Consider the following 18,984-nt stretch of genomic DNA (forward strand, 5'->3'; position numbering starts at 1 on the left):
ATATATGAATAGAGCTCCTATTACAAAAGCAGGCGCAGAGCGCTTGAAAGAAGAATTAAAAACCTTAAAAACGGTTAAAAGACCAGAAATCATCGATGCCGTGGCTGAAGCCCGTGCGCACGGTGACTTGAAAGAAAATGCAGAATACCATGCGGCCCGTGAGCAACAATCGTTCATGGAAGGCCGGATTGCTGAGTTGGAAGGTATTATTTCAACTTGTGAAGTGATTGATGTGACGAATATGAACATCGGTGACAAAGTGGTATTCGGTGCGACGGTTATACTTGAAGAAGATGAGTCTGGTGACAAAGTGACTTACCAGATTGTTGGAGATGCGGAAGCTGATATTGACAGCGGTAAAATCTCTATCAGTTCACCGATTGCTCGCGCCATGATTGGCAAAAGCGAAGACGATGAAATCGAAGTACAAGCACCAGGCGGGAGCAAGGTGTTTTTCATTGAAAGCATTCAATACATCTGAATGGTGTGACTCAAATCACCATCAAGCGTCGGGCCATACCTGACCTCGAAATCGAAGGAGGGGATCATTTGCATCCCCTTTTAGCTCAAATCTATAAATCCCGTGGTGTGACCCACATCAAACAAGTGGATTACCAACTCAAACATTTATACAGGCCCGAAGGTTTATTGGGAGTGGATCAAGCTGTTGAGTTATTGATTGATGCCATTCAAAATCAGCACCGCATTCTTGTGGTTGGTGATTTTGATGCAGATGGAGCGACTGCTACCGCTTTGGTCATACGTTCTATGCGTGCCTTTGGCGCTAAGCACATCGGTTTTATTGTGCCTAACCGTTTTGATTATGGTTATGGTTTGTCACCCGAGTTGGTCAATGATTTGGCCAGTCAGAAACCAGACCTGCTGATTACCGTTGATAATGGCATTTCATCTCATAAGGGTGTGGCCTTGGCTAAATCTTTAGGAATGAAGGTAATTGTTACGGATCACCATTTACCTGCTGAGACCTTACCTGATGCTGATGCCATCATCAATCCCAATTTAAATGATGATGCTTTCCCAAGTAAAAATTTAGCAGGCGTCGGTGTGGCTTTTTATCTGATGGCCCGTTTGAAGTCGGCCTTGCAACAGATAGACTGGTTTAATCAGCATGCATTGAAAGTACCTAATGTGGGTCAATGGTTGGATTTGGTGGCCTTAGGCACCGTTGCAGATGTGGTGAAGTTAGATGAGAACAATCGAATATTGGTCAATGCGGGGCTGAATTTGATGAAAAAAGGGCGCAGTTGTTTTGGCATACAAGCTTTGTTTGATGTGGCTAACAGGCCATCTGAAGTGGCAGACAGCAGTTCCTTAGGTTTTGTTTTGGCACCACGATTGAATGCTGCAGGGCGTTTAGAAGACATGAGTGTGGGCATTGATTTGTTGTTAACAGATGACAGGTCCATGGCCAAACAATTGGCGCAAGAGTTGGATGGCATCAACAAACAACGGCGTGAAATCCAAGAAAGCATGCAAAATTTAGCTGACTCGGTGGTTAAGCAGTTAAAGCAAGATGATGCCTTACCAATGGGTTTGTGTTTATACCATAAAGATTGGCACCAAGGTGTCGTGGGATTGCTGGCATCACGTGTGAAGGAGGCTGTTAATCGGCCAACCATAGTGTTCGCCTTAGAAAATGAAGGTTCAGAATGGCTAAAAGGTTCGGCCCGCAGTATCACTGGTTTTCATATTCGAGACGCATTGGTTGAAATTGACAGTGAACAACCAGAAGTGATACAAAAATTTGGAGGCCATGCCATGGCAGCGGGTTTAACCATACATCAAAGCCAAAAGAAAGCATTCTTAAAAGCGTTTGATTCAAAGGTTAAGGTTTGGGCCGGCAGTGGAGGCTTGGCTAAAGTGGTGGATACAGATGGTGTGCTGCCCAGTCATTTTATGTTTCAGGAGACAGCGCAAACAATCAAACAATCAGGACCTTGGGGTGAACATTTTCCTGAACCGTTATTTGATGGCTGGTTTGAAATTAAAAACAAAAAAGAAGTGGGGCAGGGTCACACCAAATTGGCTTTAAAAGTTGAGGATGATTTAAAACAAGTGGACGCCATTGCTTTTAACATTCACCCCAGTGATTTCCCGTCAGAAGGTAATCGGGTTCAAATTTGCTACCAAATGGACATCAATGAATTCAGAGGGCGTACTCGGTTACAATTAATTGTCAGAAACATCATATATTGAACATATGTTCTGCAATAAAAGTGTGACCAATTTGTGATTTTGTCTAAATAATCAATATATCCCATTGTTTTTACACTGATTTAGGTTCAAAATAATTGGCATCAGCTGATTAACAAACCAATTACTAACGAGGGGAATATGAAAAGGGCAATTCAATTCAATCGATTTATAATTTTTATAACATTGACTTTAACGTCTAATGTTTGGTCACAAGCGGTATTAACCGTTTCGCCCAATGTTAACCCATATCAATTTAATGATGATGGCTTGTCTAACAATGTGACTTTGAATGTTTCCAACACAGGTAATCAGCCCGCCTCTGATGGAATGGAGTTAAGGTTAACAATCCCTGATTCTGATTTGGCATTTGACATAGTAGGAGGTACACCACCTAATTATATTTTTGGTAATTGGACTTGTACTTTAAATACCCCTCAAAGCCTTGACTGCTTTTTAACCACTTTACCAGCAGGAAATAATGAAAACATTGAAATTCCGGTGATCACAAGTCCTGGCGTTAAAAGTTTTGTACCAGCCATAAATATGGTGTTGGAAGATTTTGGTGGTACACCCAACAGTTTCTCTTCAGTTGATACCAACTATGGAATACAACCACCTGATTTATTTACTTCAATAGCGTTTACACCTGGCTTTTCCTCACCTTTTGACCCTGTAGACCCTATCAGTGTTGATGTTACTGTAATAAATAATGGAGGTGATGCCACAAATGTGAGTGTTTTGTTCGACGGTGAAGAATTTAATTTTAATCAGAATGCCAGTGACCCAGAATGTACGTTTGGTCAAAACGGCATAGAGTGTAATGTTTCTTCATTGCTGTCAGGTCAATCACAAGTTTTTACAATAGTCGGTGTTGTTAATCAAACAGCAAGTGCAGGAACATACAACCTCAATGCCAGTGCTTCGTCATTTGAAAGTGATGCTTTCCCTTCAGACAACATGACCTCTATGACTTATGATATTGCGGGTCCTGCTGTAGCAGAAATAAATGTAGATAAATTTGTTTGGGATGGGGTTGCTGCCACTGGTCCAGTGACAGATTTGCCTCAAAATGGGGTCGCAGAATACCTGATTTATTTAAATAACGAAGGCAGCGCTGATGCGACTAATGTCAATTTAACCGATACTTTGCCCGCTGGTGTGACATTTGATCCCTTACTCAATGGAGGAAATAACCCTCAATATTTCCAAGAAATGACAGGTAATTGTGGCTTTACGGGTAATACGTTAACTTGTAATGTACCTACAGTGACGGCAGGCGCCACACAAAATTTAGTGAAAATTTTTGCCCATGTAACCGGTAATCCCAATGATGTAGTCGTTAACAATGCATCAAGTACATTTCCAGACAGTAACTCTGGTAATAACATTGCTTCAGCAACATTTACAATTACGGGTTCAGTAATTCCTGTGGACTTAGAAATTGACGCTTTTACCAATTTAAACAGTTATAGCACAGGGCAAATTTTCCCTATTGAAGTCGTTGTTGATAATTTGGCCAGTGTAGATGATGCGGATTTTGTCACCATGACACTTGATTTGCCGATTGAAGTTCAGTACCAATCTGTCGCCGTTTCTAACATTTGGGCGTGTTCGCACAGCAGCAATGGAAGCAGCCCTGGTGGAACAGTCATTTGCGAATCTGGCAGTAATTTAATCGTGGGTAACAGCAGCCACCCAATAGACATAAACGTGTTGGCTGTTCAGACGGGTAACTCTGCAGCCTATAATGCTTTGGTATCCAGTTCAACAACACCTGACCCTGACATGTCAAATAACAGCATCAATAACAGTTTTGATGTTTTTGGTGGCTTTAATGATTTAGCCATTACCAAAACCGCGTCATTGACCAATGTTAACGTAGGCGATACATTCGACTATCAAATTAACATCAGCCACAACACGACACCCGCTTCAGATGTGAATGACATTTTGATACAAGACACCTTACCATCAGAAGTCAGTTATCAAGGGTTTACTCAAAACTCTACGGGCGTTAATTTCAATTGTACACACGATAACTCACCCACAGGTGGGATGGTCACTTGTGACTCTGGCAACTCACCCTTTACTTTTGGAGATGCCTTAGATTTAAGCATTCATGTGCAGGCTGAATCTAACGGATCTGTCTTGAATACGGCCAGTTTCAGTTCCTTAGGGGACAGTACGCCCGGTAATAACAGCAGTACAGCGCCAGCGGTCACCATCAGTACTCCATTTACCAGCATCAATGTTTCTAAGGTGGCTTTGCTTTCGGGTGTTCCAGTGACTGAAGTGCCTTTGGGCTCTGACTTCAGTTATGAGTTGCATGTGACCAATACGGGACCTTTTAAAGTGATGGGTATGGATTTAGTCGATTTGTTGCCGAATGACGTGACTTTACTTAGTTATGATGGTGGCGTAGATTGGACTTGTACAGATGCGATTGTTGGTGGTCAAACTGAAATTGGGTGTTCTTTCAATGGAGATTTGCCAATTTCAGCAAGTTCTATGGTGACAGTTAATGTGACTGCAACCAATGATATTAATGTCACAAGCATCATGAATCAAATGGACGTCACTGCAACAAATTTGACCGCAGTTGAAAGTGCTCAAAATACAGTGAATTTAGTCAACGCTTCAATGACAGTGAATATTTCACAAACGCCTGACCCAGTCGTTGCTGGAGGTCAATTTGATTATGTGGTTACTGTTAATAATGACGGCACACAAGATTTGAGTAATGTGGTATTAGATTCTGTATTGCCACAGGGGATTGGTTTTAGTTCTGTTAATACAGATGTTGGGAATTGTACCGAAAATAATGGGACAGTAAACTGCGTGTTGGGCAATATGGCTACAACAGATATCGCAAACATTACTTTGTCAGCAATGGCGCCTAATAATCCAGATCCAAATATCAACTATGACAATCAAATCACTGTTCAATCGCCTGACTTAGGACAGAATGTTTTGGCTCAATGGTCTACGCAAATTGTGGCATCACCTAATGCTGACTATACATTGACACTTAACAACTCTCACAGCTCGTCCTATCCTAGTGCATCTACTGTTTCAACTTTTATCATCAGAAATACTGGCAATGTAGATTTAGACCCCGTCAACTTACAGTTTTCTGTTGATCCGGCATTTTCAATTTTATCTTATGCGGGAGCAGATTTTTCCTGTCAAACTGCAGGCCAGCAGTTAAATTGTTCAAATAATACACTTTTGTCTCCTGGCGATTTCTTTAGAGGGGAGGTCACTGTTCGTTCAGGGAATACACCTGGCTCTTATCAACACACAGTCAATGCAAACGCCAATGGAATTAATAAATCGGTTCAGGCTGGCCACAGTATTTTAAATGCACCAGTTAATGCACCGGATTTAACAGTTGTCCAAACCGCATCGGCGAGTGAAATTGCTGTTGAAAGCCCTTTTGAGTTTATTTTTAATGTCAATAATATAGGAACGCTTAATGCAACCAACGTTTCATTGACTAATACCTTGCCTCCAGGTGTGGTTTATGATGGGTTTAATGGTCAAGATTGGTTGTGCCAAGGTACGCAAACCATCAACTGCCAATATTCTGGAGATATAGCGCCAAATGCAAGCGCACCTGAACTCAGGTTTGCTGTAACATCGCCACAAACTGCTGGTGCCATCACAAACCATGTTTTGGTTAATGCATTAAATGAATCAAATTCAAGCAACAACGCCGACTCAGTGACTGTGAATGTCTTGGGAGGAGACACCGTTAATTCTGATTTGATGGTTGAATTAACTGTATCTGAAAACGAAGTGACAGCTGGTGATGAACTCAACTGGACATTTGAAGTTAAAAATAGCGGGCCAAGTGTTGCTCAAAATGTGTTGTTAAATCATGCCATTCCAATGGGGTTTGTGTCAGGTTCTATTACGCAGAGTAATGGTTTAAGTTGTAGCTTACTGACTAATTCTTTAATGTGTGAACTGGCTTCATTGGCCTCAGGGTCTTCTGTTCAAGTGACTTTATCTGGTCAAGTAAATATCAGTTTTGAAGGTGAAATGATGGGACTTGCTGAAGTCAGCTCTTCATCTTTTGATAACAATAACAGCAACAACCTCTCTTATGCTCAGGTCAATGTTTTGGCTTATGAAGCTCCAGAGGCAGATGTATCCATTCAAGTCAGTAGCAGTCAAAATCAGATTCTGCAAGGTGACACCTTCCCCTTGTCCATTGTGGTTAAGAATGCGGGCCCTGACACCGCAGAGCAAACCATGGTTAGCGCGCAAATAAGTGGATTGATTGAAAAAGTTGATGTGATCAATGTCGCACCTTGGCAGTGTCAAAATAGCCAAGCAAGCATTCATTGTCAATTGCCAATAGGGATGCCAATTGCGAGTCAATACGAATTAAATTTTGAAGTGAGCAGTGAAAAAATTGTTCAAACCGCACAAGCAATTGAGGTTACAGCAATGGTGAACTCAGATGCCATTGACCCTAATGAATCAAATAACATGGCTTCTTTAACCACCAATGTGATTCCAACGCCAACTGAAGAAGAGTTGTTGAGCCATATTGAGGGTGTTATGGGCAGTATGGACAGCCAAACTCAACAAGCGATTAAGAATGTTTCTAGCTATTGTGCCAGGTCCTTTTATTGGGCCATGGAAGAGGGCATGTGTGCTTTGATGTGGGAAGCTTCACAAGAAGACCACGATGAAATGCATGACATGATGCGTGAAATCACACCGAACGAAGTACTTGGGCAGTCAAATTCTGCTTCAGAAATCATCACATCTCAATTTACAAATATTGACGCCAGATTGTCAGAGTTACGTGGCGGTGGCGGTGGTTTCAGTATGGCAGGTTTACGTGCAACCTATGGCAATGAATCTATCCCTGTAGGCATGTTAGCCTACCTCAGTGCTGGGGATGATGACGACACAAATAACAATGCTGTTAATGACTTTGTTTCTCCCTGGGGGTTCTTTATCAACGGTACCATTTCTATGGGTGAGCGTGATAAAACAGGTAGAGAACTGGGTTTCGATTTTGATACATTCGGTATCACAGCTGGACTGGATTACCGTTTGAGTAATAATAAAGTACTTGGTGTCGCATTAGGTTATGCTAATTTTGATTCAGAGATTGAAGACGAAGCTGAAATGCAGTCTGATGGCATTACTTTAACTGGGTATGGTTCATTCTATGTTAATGACAATTTTTATGTTGATACCCGCATCAGTTATGGCCAGCCTAATTTTGATCAATCCAGGCGAATAAACTTCTCTTTGAATGAAGTTACTATTGATCGAGTCGCAAAAGGTGAAACGAGTGCAAACCAATATTCTGCATCTTTGAGCATGGGGTACCATTTTTATAAAAATGCATGGAATATCACCCCCAATGCCAGCATCAACTATGTCAACACAAGCATTGATGCGTTTAAAGAATCTGGTGCGGGTGGGTTTAATTTTGAATATGCACAACAAGACATAAAAAGCCTTAAAGCTTCTATGGGTTTGAGTGTGTCTCGTGCATTCAGCCTAGAGAAAGGCGTCATTACACCGCAGTTTGACATTAATATGACCCGTGAAATGGAAAATGACGGTGGTTTGATAGAAGCACGATTTATCAATGCCCCGGATGATGAAATTTTTTGGATTGAAACAGATGAGCCTGACAGGATATTTGGTAATGCGGGCTTAGGGTTGGTGTTTATTGGTGCCAATGGTAAGCAAGCATATATCAATTACAGAAGCATCTTTGGGTTAGAAGGATTTACACGCGGGACCATTAATTTAGGTCTGCGCTTTGAGTTTTAAGGTGAGAACTTATGAATATGAACATTAAAAAAATAACCATGGTTGTCATACTTGCAAGTATTGTCTTTGCGAGTGCTGATGCCAAACGCAGCAAGAAAGTTAAAAAAATTAAAGAGGGTCAAATCACCCCGGATCAACTGTATATTGTTGACTGCTTATTACCGCCACAAATCAGGCAGCTGGGACAAAACTATACTTACATTCCACCCAGGAAACCGGCAAAACTGACGGCAAAAGAATGTGCATTGCGTGGTGGTGAATATGTAGCTTATGATGAAGCCAATTTTGCTACTGTGGCAAAAGTTTGGAAAAAGCAGGCTGATGCAGGCGATGCCAAAGCGCAGAATTATATGGGTGAATTATTTGAAAAAGGTGTCGCTGGGCAGCCAGATTACGCTTCTGCTGCGTTGTGGTACAAGCAAGCGGCTGATCAAGGTTACTCACAAGCACAATTAAACTTAGGGCATTTATATGAGCAAGGTCTGGGTGTCGAAAAAGACGGAATTAAGGCCATCAACTTGTATCGTCAAGCGGCTGGTGTGAAAGAAGCAAAATTAGAATTGGTAACCGAGCAAGAGCTGCGTGACAGGAGAGAGAAAGAGCACCAAAGGGTACTCTTAGAAAGACAAGTCAACTCGTTAAAAGGCGAGCTGAGTAAGGTCAGTGATAACTACAATAAAACACAAGACTATATCAAATCAGCAAACGCCGAGATGAAACGTTTACAGGCTGAACTTCGCGATAATAAAGCAGGTAAAGATGCCAAAAACCGCATCGCAGAACTAGAAAGTGAAGTCAAAAATTTAACTGAGAAAAATAAAGAAAGTAAAACTCTTGCCAGCAGTTTAGTGAGAAAAATTGCAACTGAGCAAGGTCAAGAGTTAGCTCTTAATGATGATTTTGGCATCAATGTGATATCACCTGAAGTTAGGTTAACCCGTGGAATAAGAAGTTTCCCAGTCTATAACAAAAATGCAGAACAAATTTCCATCATGGCAACAGTCAACCCACCAGAAGATGTGGCTGCCTTGAGTTTAAATCAAAATAACATCATAGACCGCTTAACAGATACGGGAATTTTCAGTGCTGATGTGGATTTGGTTGTTGGTGATGACACGCCTGTGAGCATTGAAGCAGTTAAAAAAGATGGGTCTAAGTCTATTGAGCAATTTGTCATAGTACGTCAAGTTTTAGAACAAATTAAGCCACGCATTCTGAGTGATTTATTCACTAAACGCTTTAAAAAGGATTTAGGCACTTATCATGCTTTGGTCATCGGAAATAATGATTACAGCGACTTTGAGAACTTATCAACAGCTGTTAATGATGCTCAAAAAATTGGTCAAGTTTTACGTGAGACATATGGTTATAAAACCAAAGTTTTAGAAAATGCCAGCCACATTGACATTTTACAAACTTTGGCAGAATACCAAGAGAAACTGGGTAAATTTGATAATTTAATTGTTTATTATGCTGGGCATGGTTTGATTGATGAGCGCCAAAAAGGGTATTGGATACCTACTGATGCTGACTTGAATGACAAAAAAACATGGATCAGCAATGATGCAATCACCCAATTTATGTCGAGTATGAATGCCAAGCATGTGATGGTAATCGCCGATTCATGTTATTCAGGAACCATGTCAGGTTCAGCTATCAGGCCATTCCCTGATGAGGTTGAGGAGAATGATTTGTTGTTCACCTCACGTGTCAAAGCGAGAACTGTATTGACATCTGGTGGTTTGCAACCAGTACTGGATTCTGGTGGGAATGGGCATTCCATTTTTGCCGCCGCATTGTTAGATGTGTTGAATGAAAATGAAGGTGTGATGGAAGGGTATCGTTTGTTTAAATCATTGGAGCAACAAGTCCGTTTACGTTCTAAATTAACAGGCGTGCCTCAAGTACCTGAATACACAGCAATCAAACATGCTGGGCATGAAGGCAGTGAATATTACTTTCTTCCAAAATCAATTTAAGACTTGGTTAAATCACCCCTTAGATTTCATTTGTAAGGACCAGCGGGCGGATTCTTACCAAAAGTTACGGTTTGATTAATATTCATCTGCTTTAAACCGTAACTATTCGCAACAATCCGTTTTAACTGTAACAATTTGATTTTTAAGAGTATAGTATTAAAAGTAGTTGCCTTTTGTAGTGATTACATTACAAGCCGCTTATATTTATGCTGCTTTTAAACAGATTTTTCACATAAATAAATCAACAATATAATTTCGGAGGCACGAAATGAATAAATTTAAGAACTACTTATATTGCATTATATTCTCAATGATTTTTTCTCAATTGGCTTATGCACAAGCAGACCGAGAAGTGATGGTACCACTGCCATCGATCTTTGATTTCACTGACGGTGAAGGCTGGGGGTTTGGCTTGGGCTTAGGTATTGAGTATGAGTCAGCTTATGAGGGCTCTGATGAGTTTGAGGTTGAACCTGATTTGGCAGGTGGAATTCAATACCGTACGGGCAACAACATGTTTTTCTTTGCTGGCGAAGCTATCGGTTGGCGCGGTTTGAGAAATGATACTTGGTTGTTGCAAGCCACTTTGGCCTTTGAAGAAGGCCGTGAAGAAAATGACTCAGATGATGGTCGCTTAGATGGTCTTGGCGACACCGAAGAGAGCACCGAATTGGTGTTTGAAGTACGTAAAGCGTTGGATGCCGATTGGCGTTATTGGTTCGATGGCCGCTTATTGGCTGGCGATGAAGGAAACTTCTTGTTGCTGGGCGGTGGTATGCGGTTTGGCAGTCAAAATGACGGCAGTGGGTCTGAACTTGGCGTGGGTATCACCTTCCATGATGAGGACTATGCTAACCGCGAATTTGGTATCACTACCGAACAAGCGGCAGCTTCTGGCTTGGCCGCAACTGAATTGGATGGAGGTTTCCGTTCCATAGGCATTAACTACAACTACCGTCACTATCTGAGTGAGAACTGGCAAATCTTTGCTGAAGCCGTGTATGAACATTATGGCAGCAGCGAGATCAAAGACAGCCCCATCACGCGTAATGATTACGAAGCCGAAGTAGGACTCGGCTTTATCTATGTATTTTAACTTTTGAATATACTGAGGTAGATTTGTCATGTATCAATTAACGTTCGTTTTTTGATACATGACTCTCCTTGATGTTAAATTCTAAAATATGGTAACTTAAAAGTCTCATATACACATCTCAATAATTAAAGTATCATATACCCTTATTTTTATGGTTTATTGAGAAAATGGGTAAAAAAATCGGATATGCCAGGGTTTCAACTGATGACCAGGAGTTAAATCTGCAAATAGATTCATTAAAAAAAGCTGGCTGTACTGAAGAATTCATTTTCACCGACAAAATATCAGGAGCTAAAAGTTCAAGGCCGGGATTGGACCAATGTCTTAAACAGCTCAAATCTGGTGACACACTGATTGTATGGAGACTTGACCGGTTAGGACGATCGATGTCACACCTGGTAAACCTGATTGAGTCTCTTTTAGAAAACAACATTGGTTTTAAATCTGTCCAAGACGGTGCCATTGACACCACCACTGCATCAGGAGAGCTGATGTTTAACATTTTCTCAGCATTGGCTCAATTTGAACGCAGATTAATTCAAGAAAGAACCAATGCAGGTCTGGCAGCAGCAAGAGCTCGAGGTAGGCTCGGTGGCAGGCCTAAGAAGTCAGCAAATGACCCAAAAGTTAGAATGGCCCAAGAAATGAATAAAAACAAATCATTGTCAATCAATGAAATTTGTTCATCACTAGAAATATCGAGAGCCACCTTTTACAGATACATATCGCTAGAAAAATAAAGGAAGGAAATATGGATGGAGCTAAAACTATTGAAAAATGGAAAAGTTGGCTTAAACGAATCAAAGTTGAAGCCCAAAATTTAGTTATGTACCGATCCATGTTTAAAGATGTGATTGAAATCATAAACGAGAATGCTGAGCTACATGAGGACAATCATTTTTATCGTTATATGAATGATTCACATATAGCACTAATTGTTATGGGCTTAAGACGGCAAATCAAGAATGATAAACAAAGTATATCCATAGTACGTCTGTTAACCGAAATCTCAGAAGCACCACATTTGATGTATCGAGAAAACTATACTGAGCTTTATTCCGATAGCTCAATAGCATTTTTGGCAGATGAACATTTCGACCTTTTCTGTGAAAACCCAAATGATCAACATGTTTCAAAAAATATGGTGTTATCAGATATTCAAGACTTTAAAGAATCAACTGAACTTGTTGAGAGCTATGCTGATAGATTCATTGCCCACTCTGATAAACGTGGCTCAAAAAAATTGCCTACTTTCGAAGATATCGACAATTGCTTAAAAATTCTAGACAAGATTTATTGTAAATATAACGTCTTATTTTATGCACAGTCAATGGATAGCCTAAATCCCACATTTCAATACCATTGGAAGAAAATATTTGAAATTCCCTGGATACCAAATGAAGAAAAGTAATGATAATAAATTCCCCGATTGGGCCAACCAAGAGTTATCTCTTCAACTACCCGAAATAATTTCGAAAGGAGAAAATCAATTCGTTGATTTCAAAGAGATTCTTGAGCGGAATGAGAGGATGGCCAAGGAAATCGCTTCTTTTGCAACATCAAACGACGGAATGATTATTATTGGTGTTGATGACAATGATCAGATTGTAGGCATTCAAAATGCACATCAACAAGCAACCAGAAAAAATTTGGTTGAGAGAATAGAGAAAATTTGTACAGGCTGTGTTCTCCCAAGCGTTACTCCAGAATTTGAGTTTGCAGTAATAGGTAGCCATGTTCTATTGGCAATTAAAATTAAGAAAGGTCCAGAGCCTGTTTATTATACAAATTCATATGTTCCATATCTAAGAAGCCATTCCGAAGCAAGGCCTGCAAAACCAAACGAAGTTTACCAGTTAATTAAAAATCACATTGATGGTGTATCGACAAATACATCTGCCAAAGCATAACTATAAAAAAGCAACCAAAGAACACATATGCATACCAAATCTTCTGAACCGCCAATTCAATGTATCGGCACCCAATCAAGTTTGGTGTGGCGATGTGACCTATGTTTGGGCGGGAAGCCGCTGGGCTTACTTGGCTGTGGTGATGGATTTGTTCTCACGCAAGATAATTGGATGGGCTATGAGCTATTCGCCCAACACTGATTTGACAGCAGCTGCACTCACGATGGCCTATGAGCAACGAGGAGCCCCTCAAAGCGTTATGTTTCATTCTGATCAAGGTTGCCATTACACCAGCATCAAATACCGACAATTGTTGTGGCGTTTCCAAATAACTCAGAGCATGAGCAGGCGTGGTAATTGTTGGGATAATAGTCTAATGGAGCTGTTCTTCAGGAGTTATAAAACAGAATGGATGTCATTAGTAGGCTATGCTTCTTTGGTGGCAGCAAAACAATCAGTAATCAACTACATTGTTGGATACTATTGCAACGTAAGGCCTTATGTAAATAATGATGGTTTGACACCTAATGAGTCAGAACGAAATACTGGCTTGAATCTAAAACCGTGGCCAAAATTACTTGACCACTACATAATGATGGTTACCAATGTCAGCAAGTAATGACAGACTAAAAGAAAATTAGACTTTCTCCAAAATTTTGGAAAATATATTCCATAGATATTTTTGCTATTCACAAAATCGTTAGGCTGGCTTTCAAATAAATTGAATGAACTAGAAGGTCAAAAGAACATTGTGGTTACTCATTTTGCTTGCGATCATTGCCTGATCATTACAGAGATAATGTTATTATTGCTGCGTATGCTTCTAATTTAGAAAATGAAATAGTAAAACATAATCCACGAGCGTTGATATATGGTCACTTGCATAGCAGCTCAAACTATAAAATTAAAGAAACACAAGTTGTATGAAACCCCAGAGGATATTCTGACGAAAGAAACCACGAATTCGGTAATAATTTAATCATTGATGATTACTTGATTTTATATTGAACAAAAAATTCAAGGGTCAATTGGAAACTAAGGCTTATCAGAGTCATAAATTCAAATGTTTAGTTTGACGTCTACAGCCGGTGTTTTATTTTAGTAGGTTAGTTGTAAGTTTAGTAGGTTAGTTGTAAGTTTAGTGGGTTAGTTGTGAAATGTTTAGTGTTTTAGTTGTACCTCCAACCAATCGCGATGCCTAAGCTTAAACAATCTCACTATGTCCGATACCGTTTAGTATTGGACATAGTGTAAATGTCAGTATATAATAAGCTGGTATTAATATTTATATATCAATTACATAATGTCTTTATTTAAACCAGTTCCTTTATATCCAGTTTATACAGAACTAAAACAAATAGCTTTGAATGACTATCCTCAATTACATTCACTCTTAAATGAAATGAATAAATGGCAACGTGAACATTTTGAATGGGGAAAACAATATCTTGAATACATTGGTCGAAATAAATCGGAACACTCATACATACGTTTTAGGAATGAAGTTGAACGATTTTTATTGTGGGCATGCTTTATCAAGGAAAAACCAATTGATGAGTACAAAAAGTCTGACGTTTTAGATTATGCAGATTTTTGCTGGAAACCGCCAGTTCAGTGGATAGCGACACACAACAACGACAGGTTTATATTTAATGATGGTTATTTTGAATCAAATAAAGATTGGCGTCCTTTTAAAATACAAGCTCCCAAAAGCCAAGCCAATAAAGTCATAGAGAAAAAACAATACAAGCCGTCACAACAGACACTGACATCGACATTTACAGCTGTTATTTCATTTTATAATTATTTGATGGGTGAAGATTTTGTATTGGGTAATCCAGCACAAATTGCTAAAAAGGACTGCAAACACTTCATCACAGAATCACAAATCAAAGAACCTAAGCGACTGACTGAAGACCAATGGCAATTTGTGCTGGATACAGCCACAGAAATGGCTGATGAGAATCCCTTGTATGAACGTAATTTGTTTATTATTGCTGCATTAAAAGTATTGTTTTTAAGGATTTCAGAGTTGTCTGAACGTCCTTCCTGGAGCCCTGAAATGGGTCATTTTTGGCAAGATCACGATGATAACTGGTGGTTAAGGGTTTACGGAAAAGGCAGGAAAATCAGAGATGTATCTGTTCCTTTAGACTTTTTACATTATTTGAAGCGTTACCGTGAATCACGTCAATTATCATCGTTACCAATCAGCGATGAGCGCAGTGTGATGGTAGAAAAAATCCGTGGGCAGGGCGGTATGACTTCTCGTCATTTAAGGCGTTTGGTTCAACAATCATTTGATCATGCCTATGAAAAAATGAGCAGGTCTGTCTCCCCTACTCACGCCAGAAAGTTAAAAGAAGCAACCACACATTGGTTAAGACACACTGGTGCCAGTATGGAAGTTGAAAGAGGCAGGGCACTTAAAGATTTATCCGAAGATTTAGGCCATGCAAGTATGGCAACAACCGATACTGTGTATGTACAGACCGAAAACAAAAAGCGTGCTGAAAGCGGGAAAAGCAGAAAGGTTGATTAAATCATTAGCTACTCATAGCTAACGTCATCTTGGTTGTAATATGACAACAGTTAAGACAGTTTTAATGTGCCAGTTCCTGATCCTTTGACCTTTTTACAGGTCCAAACAGTATATTGTGATTGGCAATTATTAGGCTCTTTAGACCTTCTGTAACACAGTCTATCAGAACCAGAGACAGTAAATCCTTTGGCCACATTTTCATAAGTATCTAGCAGCTTACTTTTGGGGTTGTTTTCTAAGCCTGTAGTGACCTGGACTTTACAAATATTGTCGAAAACTGATGATTCTAGCTTAACTGTGCCAGCAAATGCATTTGATGACAAAATGAGGACGCTAACAGCAAGTGTTGATATGATGTATTTCATATGTGTTGTTGCTCAATAGGTTTTAGAGTTTTGATGTTTAACTTTGTTTTATAACTTAAACTGATTGTATATAGTTAATAAAAAGGTGTAATCCAAATATTGGGCTTAAACAGCATCCTTGCCGTTTATTTACAAAACCTTAAATTAAACTATGTTTTTGTTATAGTTTAGATCTTTTCATTCCTAAAGCAGTACGTACAAAGTTATTCATTTTTTCAGCAAAGTCTCTTTTTCCCTTGTTTTCACTTCCGCCAATTAAACCACCAATCTTCCTATCAACAACTCTGTCTTTTTTTAATAATTCCCCTGTTTCTTTGTCATATAATTCAGCTTCAATTTGAATTTTTTGTTTACCAGCACCAAAACCAACCATATACCTCATAACTCGGCTGCCTTTTTTGTAATCAGAAACAGTGCCTTTCAATTCCAGAGCACTACTTTGTGAAGGACATAAATCTTCTGCTCCCTTTTTTGCTTCTAATCCATTTTTGTCAATATTTAATTCAGTACGGACGTATGTTTGAATTATGTTTAAAGTTTCTTCTGGTATTTCAGCAGCTCTAGCAAAGGCACGTGACGAAATATTTTCTCTATCAACTTCAAATACATTAACTTCGATACAGTCATAAGTTTTTGAAAATGAAGAAAAAGAAGCAAACAGTGCTATAGAAGATATAAAAACTTTTGTATTCATGGATTCTCTTGTTGTGTGATTAATATAGGCCATCAAATCAAAATAAAACTTTTGTATTTGAATAACAATTTGTAAATTTTCTAAATCTTAGCACCATAATAATAAATTACAAATACTGAGTTCAAAAAAATTAAATCCAATAAATCCACCCCTCTATTGTTGTTATGGCAAAGGTCATATCTGGCGTAGCTTTGAAAGGCGATGTGACTACATTGAAATAATTATAAAAGCCTTAATTACTCAACCAACCTATATTTTTCATTGTTGTATGCCCAGCTTGAAAATTGGGCATGTGCCAATGCGGTGTCGTCAGGTATAAAGGCCTGAGAGAAGTCAATGTTTCCGCTTTTGATTGCATATTGGATGGGCTTTTTCTCGGGTTGTAAATATACGATGTGATCTTCAGTCATATAAGCTTGGTTGTTAGCATATTGCATTACTGCCCTGCCCTGATAATCAGCCTCAATTTGGGTTAAATCTTGTCCAATCATGGGTGTGGCGGTTTCTATGCCCAATAAACTTAATAATGTCGGTGCCAAGTCTATTTGGCTGACCAAGGTATCATCTACTTTCTGGCCTACTTCTTCACTGATGATGAACCCAGGTATATGAAAACGGTTGATGGGCACCATCTCATCGCCCATCACGCGGGCATCATGATCGGCAACAACCAAAACAATTGAATCTTTCAGCATGTCATTGGATTCTAGCTCGTCCAGAAACTTGCCCAAAGCAAAGTCAGCGTACTTAACAGCGTTATTAACGGTATGCTTCTCTTTATCATACTGTTCAATCTTGTTGTCTGGGTATTCAAATGGTGTGTGGTTACTGGAAGAAAAAATCAAACTGAATTTGGGTTTATCTGACGGTTTATTCAGATATTCAATCGCATTGTTGAACAGGTCCCCATCTGAAACACCCCAGTTGCCTTTGAACTCTGGGTTTTTATAATCATTTTGATCAATAGTAAAATCAAAGCCATTGGCTAAGAAAAATCCCTTCATGTTATCAAAATGACTTTCTCCACCATAAATGAAACTATTTTCATAGCCAGCTTCCCTCATACTTTGAGCAATCGTATAAAAATTACTTTGTGCTTTGGGCAGTTTCAATACTGCACGTGCTGGTGAGGGTAAAAAGCCTGTGGTGATGGCCTCAAGTCCCCTGGCTGAACGAGTTCCTGTGGCGTATAAGTTATTAAAAAACCAACTTTTCTCTTTCCATTTATCAATATTTGGCGTCAAAGGTAAGCCACCCAATGAACCAACAAACTGCGCCCCCAAGCTCTCTTCAACAACAATGATGAGGTTCTTCTTTTTAAAAGGGAAGCTTGCTTTTTGGGTGTGTAAAGTGGGTCGATTTTTATCTGTAAAAACAGCATGTTTAGTCATGTTAGCCCTGATGATTTCTATCATTCTGTCGCTATCAATGTTGCCATAAAGTTCAGATGCAGAAGCTTCATTTTTCATTTGGTAGATGGCATATAACACACTGTATGTTGAGTTCAACGGTAAGGTGTTTAACAAACGATCTTGGCTGAAAGCGACCATGGCTGGGTTGATGGGCCTGTGCTGAAAACCTGATCGTATGGCAACAAAAAACACCGGGATCAAAAGCAGCAATAAAAGTGTGTTTTTGATGCTTCTTTGTGAATGTATTGGGTCATGTGATTTAAGCCAAGAACGGGTCAGCCATGCACTCGAGATTACTAACACAACAGCTACAAGCATTTGTAAAAAATAACCTTTTAACAACATACCAGCCACTTCATTGGGACTGGACAAATATTCAAAAAACAAACGGTTGGGCCGGGCGTTGTATTCAAACAAAAAAGAAGGTGTGGCACATTCCATTAACACCAAAATAATTAAAAACGACCAGCACCACCACCTTGTAAATCGATCAACAAAACTTGTCAACCTGGGTAGAATCAGTGACAAAAGTATCAGCAGGTAAGGCACCGTTAAAATTTGAAACAAAGTAGCGACATCTATGCGAAAACCGCCCCACAGGATTTGGCTTAAGTCATTAAAACCTGACAACCTATCAACGTACATGGTGGTGAAAATTAGCCTTGTAAAACTGAGCAAAAAAAATGCAGAAATTAAAAATTTAAATGGCAGCTGTAATTTTATAATTCCAATACGATTTCCAAGCCTGTTTTGCAAGTTGTTCTTTCGTGATAAATTCAATTGACTATCCATCTAATATGACTCAAATCTTTAGAGCGTATGTAAGTGAATAATCAATCGAACTATTTTTAAATTATTGACATTTGTTTGCTTAACATTGCTCTAACCAATTTGAGTTTGGAAAAAAAGAAAACCAGAATTCAATCGCATGATTGAGTGAAACAAATACAAATTGGTTGAT

General features: G+C 39.4%; 12 protein-coding genes and 1 pseudogene. 10 read left to right on the forward strand and 3 right to left on the reverse strand.

Annotation, left to right across the window (positions count from 1 at the left end; translation table 11 throughout):
- Positions 1–4 precede the first annotated feature (4 nt).
- The 10 genes and pseudogenes from greA to FET73_RS12850 all read left to right on the forward strand — a co-directional run bounded on the left by greA (position 5) and on the right by FET73_RS12850 (position 15,552).
- Entirely contained in the window at positions 5–481 is a 477-nt protein-coding gene (gene greA / locus FET73_RS12805) for a transcription elongation factor GreA (protein WP_154224368.1), read from the forward strand.
- Positions 482–486: 5 nt separating this feature from the next.
- On the forward strand, positions 487–2,217 hold the full coding sequence (gene recJ / locus FET73_RS12810; RefSeq protein WP_343032290.1) for a single-stranded-DNA-specific exonuclease RecJ: 1,731 nt from the start codon (positions 487–489) through the stop codon (positions 2,215–2,217).
- A gap of 138 nt (positions 2,218–2,355) precedes the next feature.
- A complete protein-coding gene (locus FET73_RS12815; protein ID WP_154224370.1) occupies positions 2,356–8,025 on the forward strand; it encodes an autotransporter domain-containing protein in 5,670 nt (1,889 codons plus the stop codon).
- A gap of 17 nt (positions 8,026–8,042) precedes the next feature.
- Positions 8,043–10,004 carry a caspase family protein gene (locus FET73_RS12820; protein WP_179952283.1) on the forward strand — a complete coding sequence of 654 codons (1,962 nt, stop codon included), beginning with the start codon at positions 8,043–8,045 and terminating at the stop codon, positions 10,002–10,004.
- A 268-nt stretch (positions 10,005–10,272) separates the two neighbouring features.
- Positions 10,273–11,100: a MipA/OmpV family protein gene (locus FET73_RS12825; protein WP_154224372.1), complete on the forward strand. Its 828-nt coding sequence runs from the start codon at positions 10,273–10,275 to the stop codon at positions 11,098–11,100.
- Positions 11,101–11,267: 167 nt separating this feature from the next.
- Positions 11,268–11,840, forward strand: coding sequence for a recombinase family protein (locus FET73_RS12830; protein WP_154224373.1), 573 nt, complete (start codon positions 11,268–11,270; stop codon positions 11,838–11,840).
- A gap of 11 nt (positions 11,841–11,851) precedes the next feature.
- Entirely contained in the window at positions 11,852–12,511 is a 660-nt protein-coding gene (locus FET73_RS12835) for a hypothetical protein (RefSeq protein WP_154224374.1), read from the forward strand.
- Positions 12,498–13,010 carry an AlbA family DNA-binding domain-containing protein gene (locus FET73_RS12840; RefSeq protein WP_154224375.1) on the forward strand — a complete coding sequence of 171 codons (513 nt, stop codon included), beginning with the start codon at positions 12,498–12,500 and terminating at the stop codon, positions 13,008–13,010. Before FET73_RS12835 ends, FET73_RS12840 begins: the two co-directional genes overlap by 14 nt.
- Positions 13,000–13,592 (forward strand): annotated as a pseudogene (locus tag FET73_RS12845) (IS3 family transposase); the annotation flags it as partial. The gene FET73_RS12840 and the pseudogene FET73_RS12845, both read left to right, overlap by 11 nt.
- Before the next feature lie 721 nt (positions 13,593–14,313).
- Positions 14,314–15,552, forward strand: coding sequence for a tyrosine-type recombinase/integrase (locus FET73_RS12850; RefSeq protein WP_154224377.1), 1,239 nt, complete (start codon positions 14,314–14,316; stop codon positions 15,550–15,552).
- A 50-nt stretch (positions 15,553–15,602) separates the two neighbouring features.
- Here FET73_RS12850 and FET73_RS12855 read toward each other — a convergent pair whose 3' ends face one another.
- From FET73_RS12855 to FET73_RS12865, 3 genes are all read right to left on the reverse strand, one after another.
- Positions 15,603–15,917, reverse strand: coding sequence for a hypothetical protein (locus FET73_RS12855; protein ID WP_154224378.1), 315 nt, complete (start codon positions 15,915–15,917; stop codon positions 15,603–15,605).
- Between the two features lie 160 nt (positions 15,918–16,077).
- Complete coding sequence (locus FET73_RS12860; RefSeq protein ID WP_179952284.1) at positions 16,078–16,611, reverse strand: DUF4410 domain-containing protein; 534 nt, start codon at positions 16,609–16,611, stop codon at positions 16,078–16,080.
- Between the two features lie 236 nt (positions 16,612–16,847).
- The gene (locus FET73_RS12865) at positions 16,848–18,668 is read right to left on the reverse strand and encodes an LTA synthase family protein (RefSeq protein WP_246172753.1); all 1,821 of its coding nucleotides are present in this window, start codon (positions 18,666–18,668) and stop codon (positions 16,848–16,850) included.
- Positions 18,669–18,984: the final 316 nt, after the last annotated feature.

It is taken from the genome of Marinicella rhabdoformis (assembly GCF_009671245.1).
GTDB lineage: Bacteria > Pseudomonadota > Gammaproteobacteria > Xanthomonadales > Marinicellaceae > Marinicella > Marinicella rhabdoformis.

Coding starts and splice junctions, on each gene's coding strand:
- greA (WP_154224368.1), top strand. CDS start 5: ATGAATAGAGCTCCTATTACAAAAGCAGGCGCAGAGCGCTTGAAAGAA.
- FET73_RS12815 (WP_154224370.1), top strand. CDS start 2,356: ATGAAAAGGGCAATTCAATTCAATCGATTTATAATTTTTATAACATTG.
- FET73_RS12820 (WP_179952283.1), top strand. CDS start 8,043: ATGAACATTAAAAAAATAACCATGGTTGTCATACTTGCAAGTATTGTC.
- FET73_RS12825 (WP_154224372.1), top strand. CDS start 10,273: ATGAATAAATTTAAGAACTACTTATATTGCATTATATTCTCAATGATT.
- FET73_RS12830 (WP_154224373.1), top strand. CDS start 11,268: ATGGGTAAAAAAATCGGATATGCCAGGGTTTCAACTGATGACCAGGAG.
- FET73_RS12835 (WP_154224374.1), top strand. CDS start 11,852: ATGGATGGAGCTAAAACTATTGAAAAATGGAAAAGTTGGCTTAAACGA.
- FET73_RS12840 (WP_154224375.1), top strand. CDS start 12,498: ATGAAGAAAAGTAATGATAATAAATTCCCCGATTGGGCCAACCAAGAG.
- FET73_RS12850 (WP_154224377.1), top strand. CDS start 14,314: ATGTCTTTATTTAAACCAGTTCCTTTATATCCAGTTTATACAGAACTA.
- FET73_RS12855 (WP_154224378.1), bottom strand. CDS start 15,917: ATGAAATACATCATATCAACACTTGCTGTTAGCGTCCTCATTTTGTCA.
- FET73_RS12860 (WP_179952284.1), bottom strand. CDS start 16,611: ATGAATACAAAAGTTTTTATATCTTCTATAGCACTGTTTGCTTCTTTT.
- FET73_RS12865 (WP_246172753.1), bottom strand. CDS start 18,668: ATGTACGTTGATAGGTTGTCAGGTTTTAATGACTTAAGCCAAATCCTG.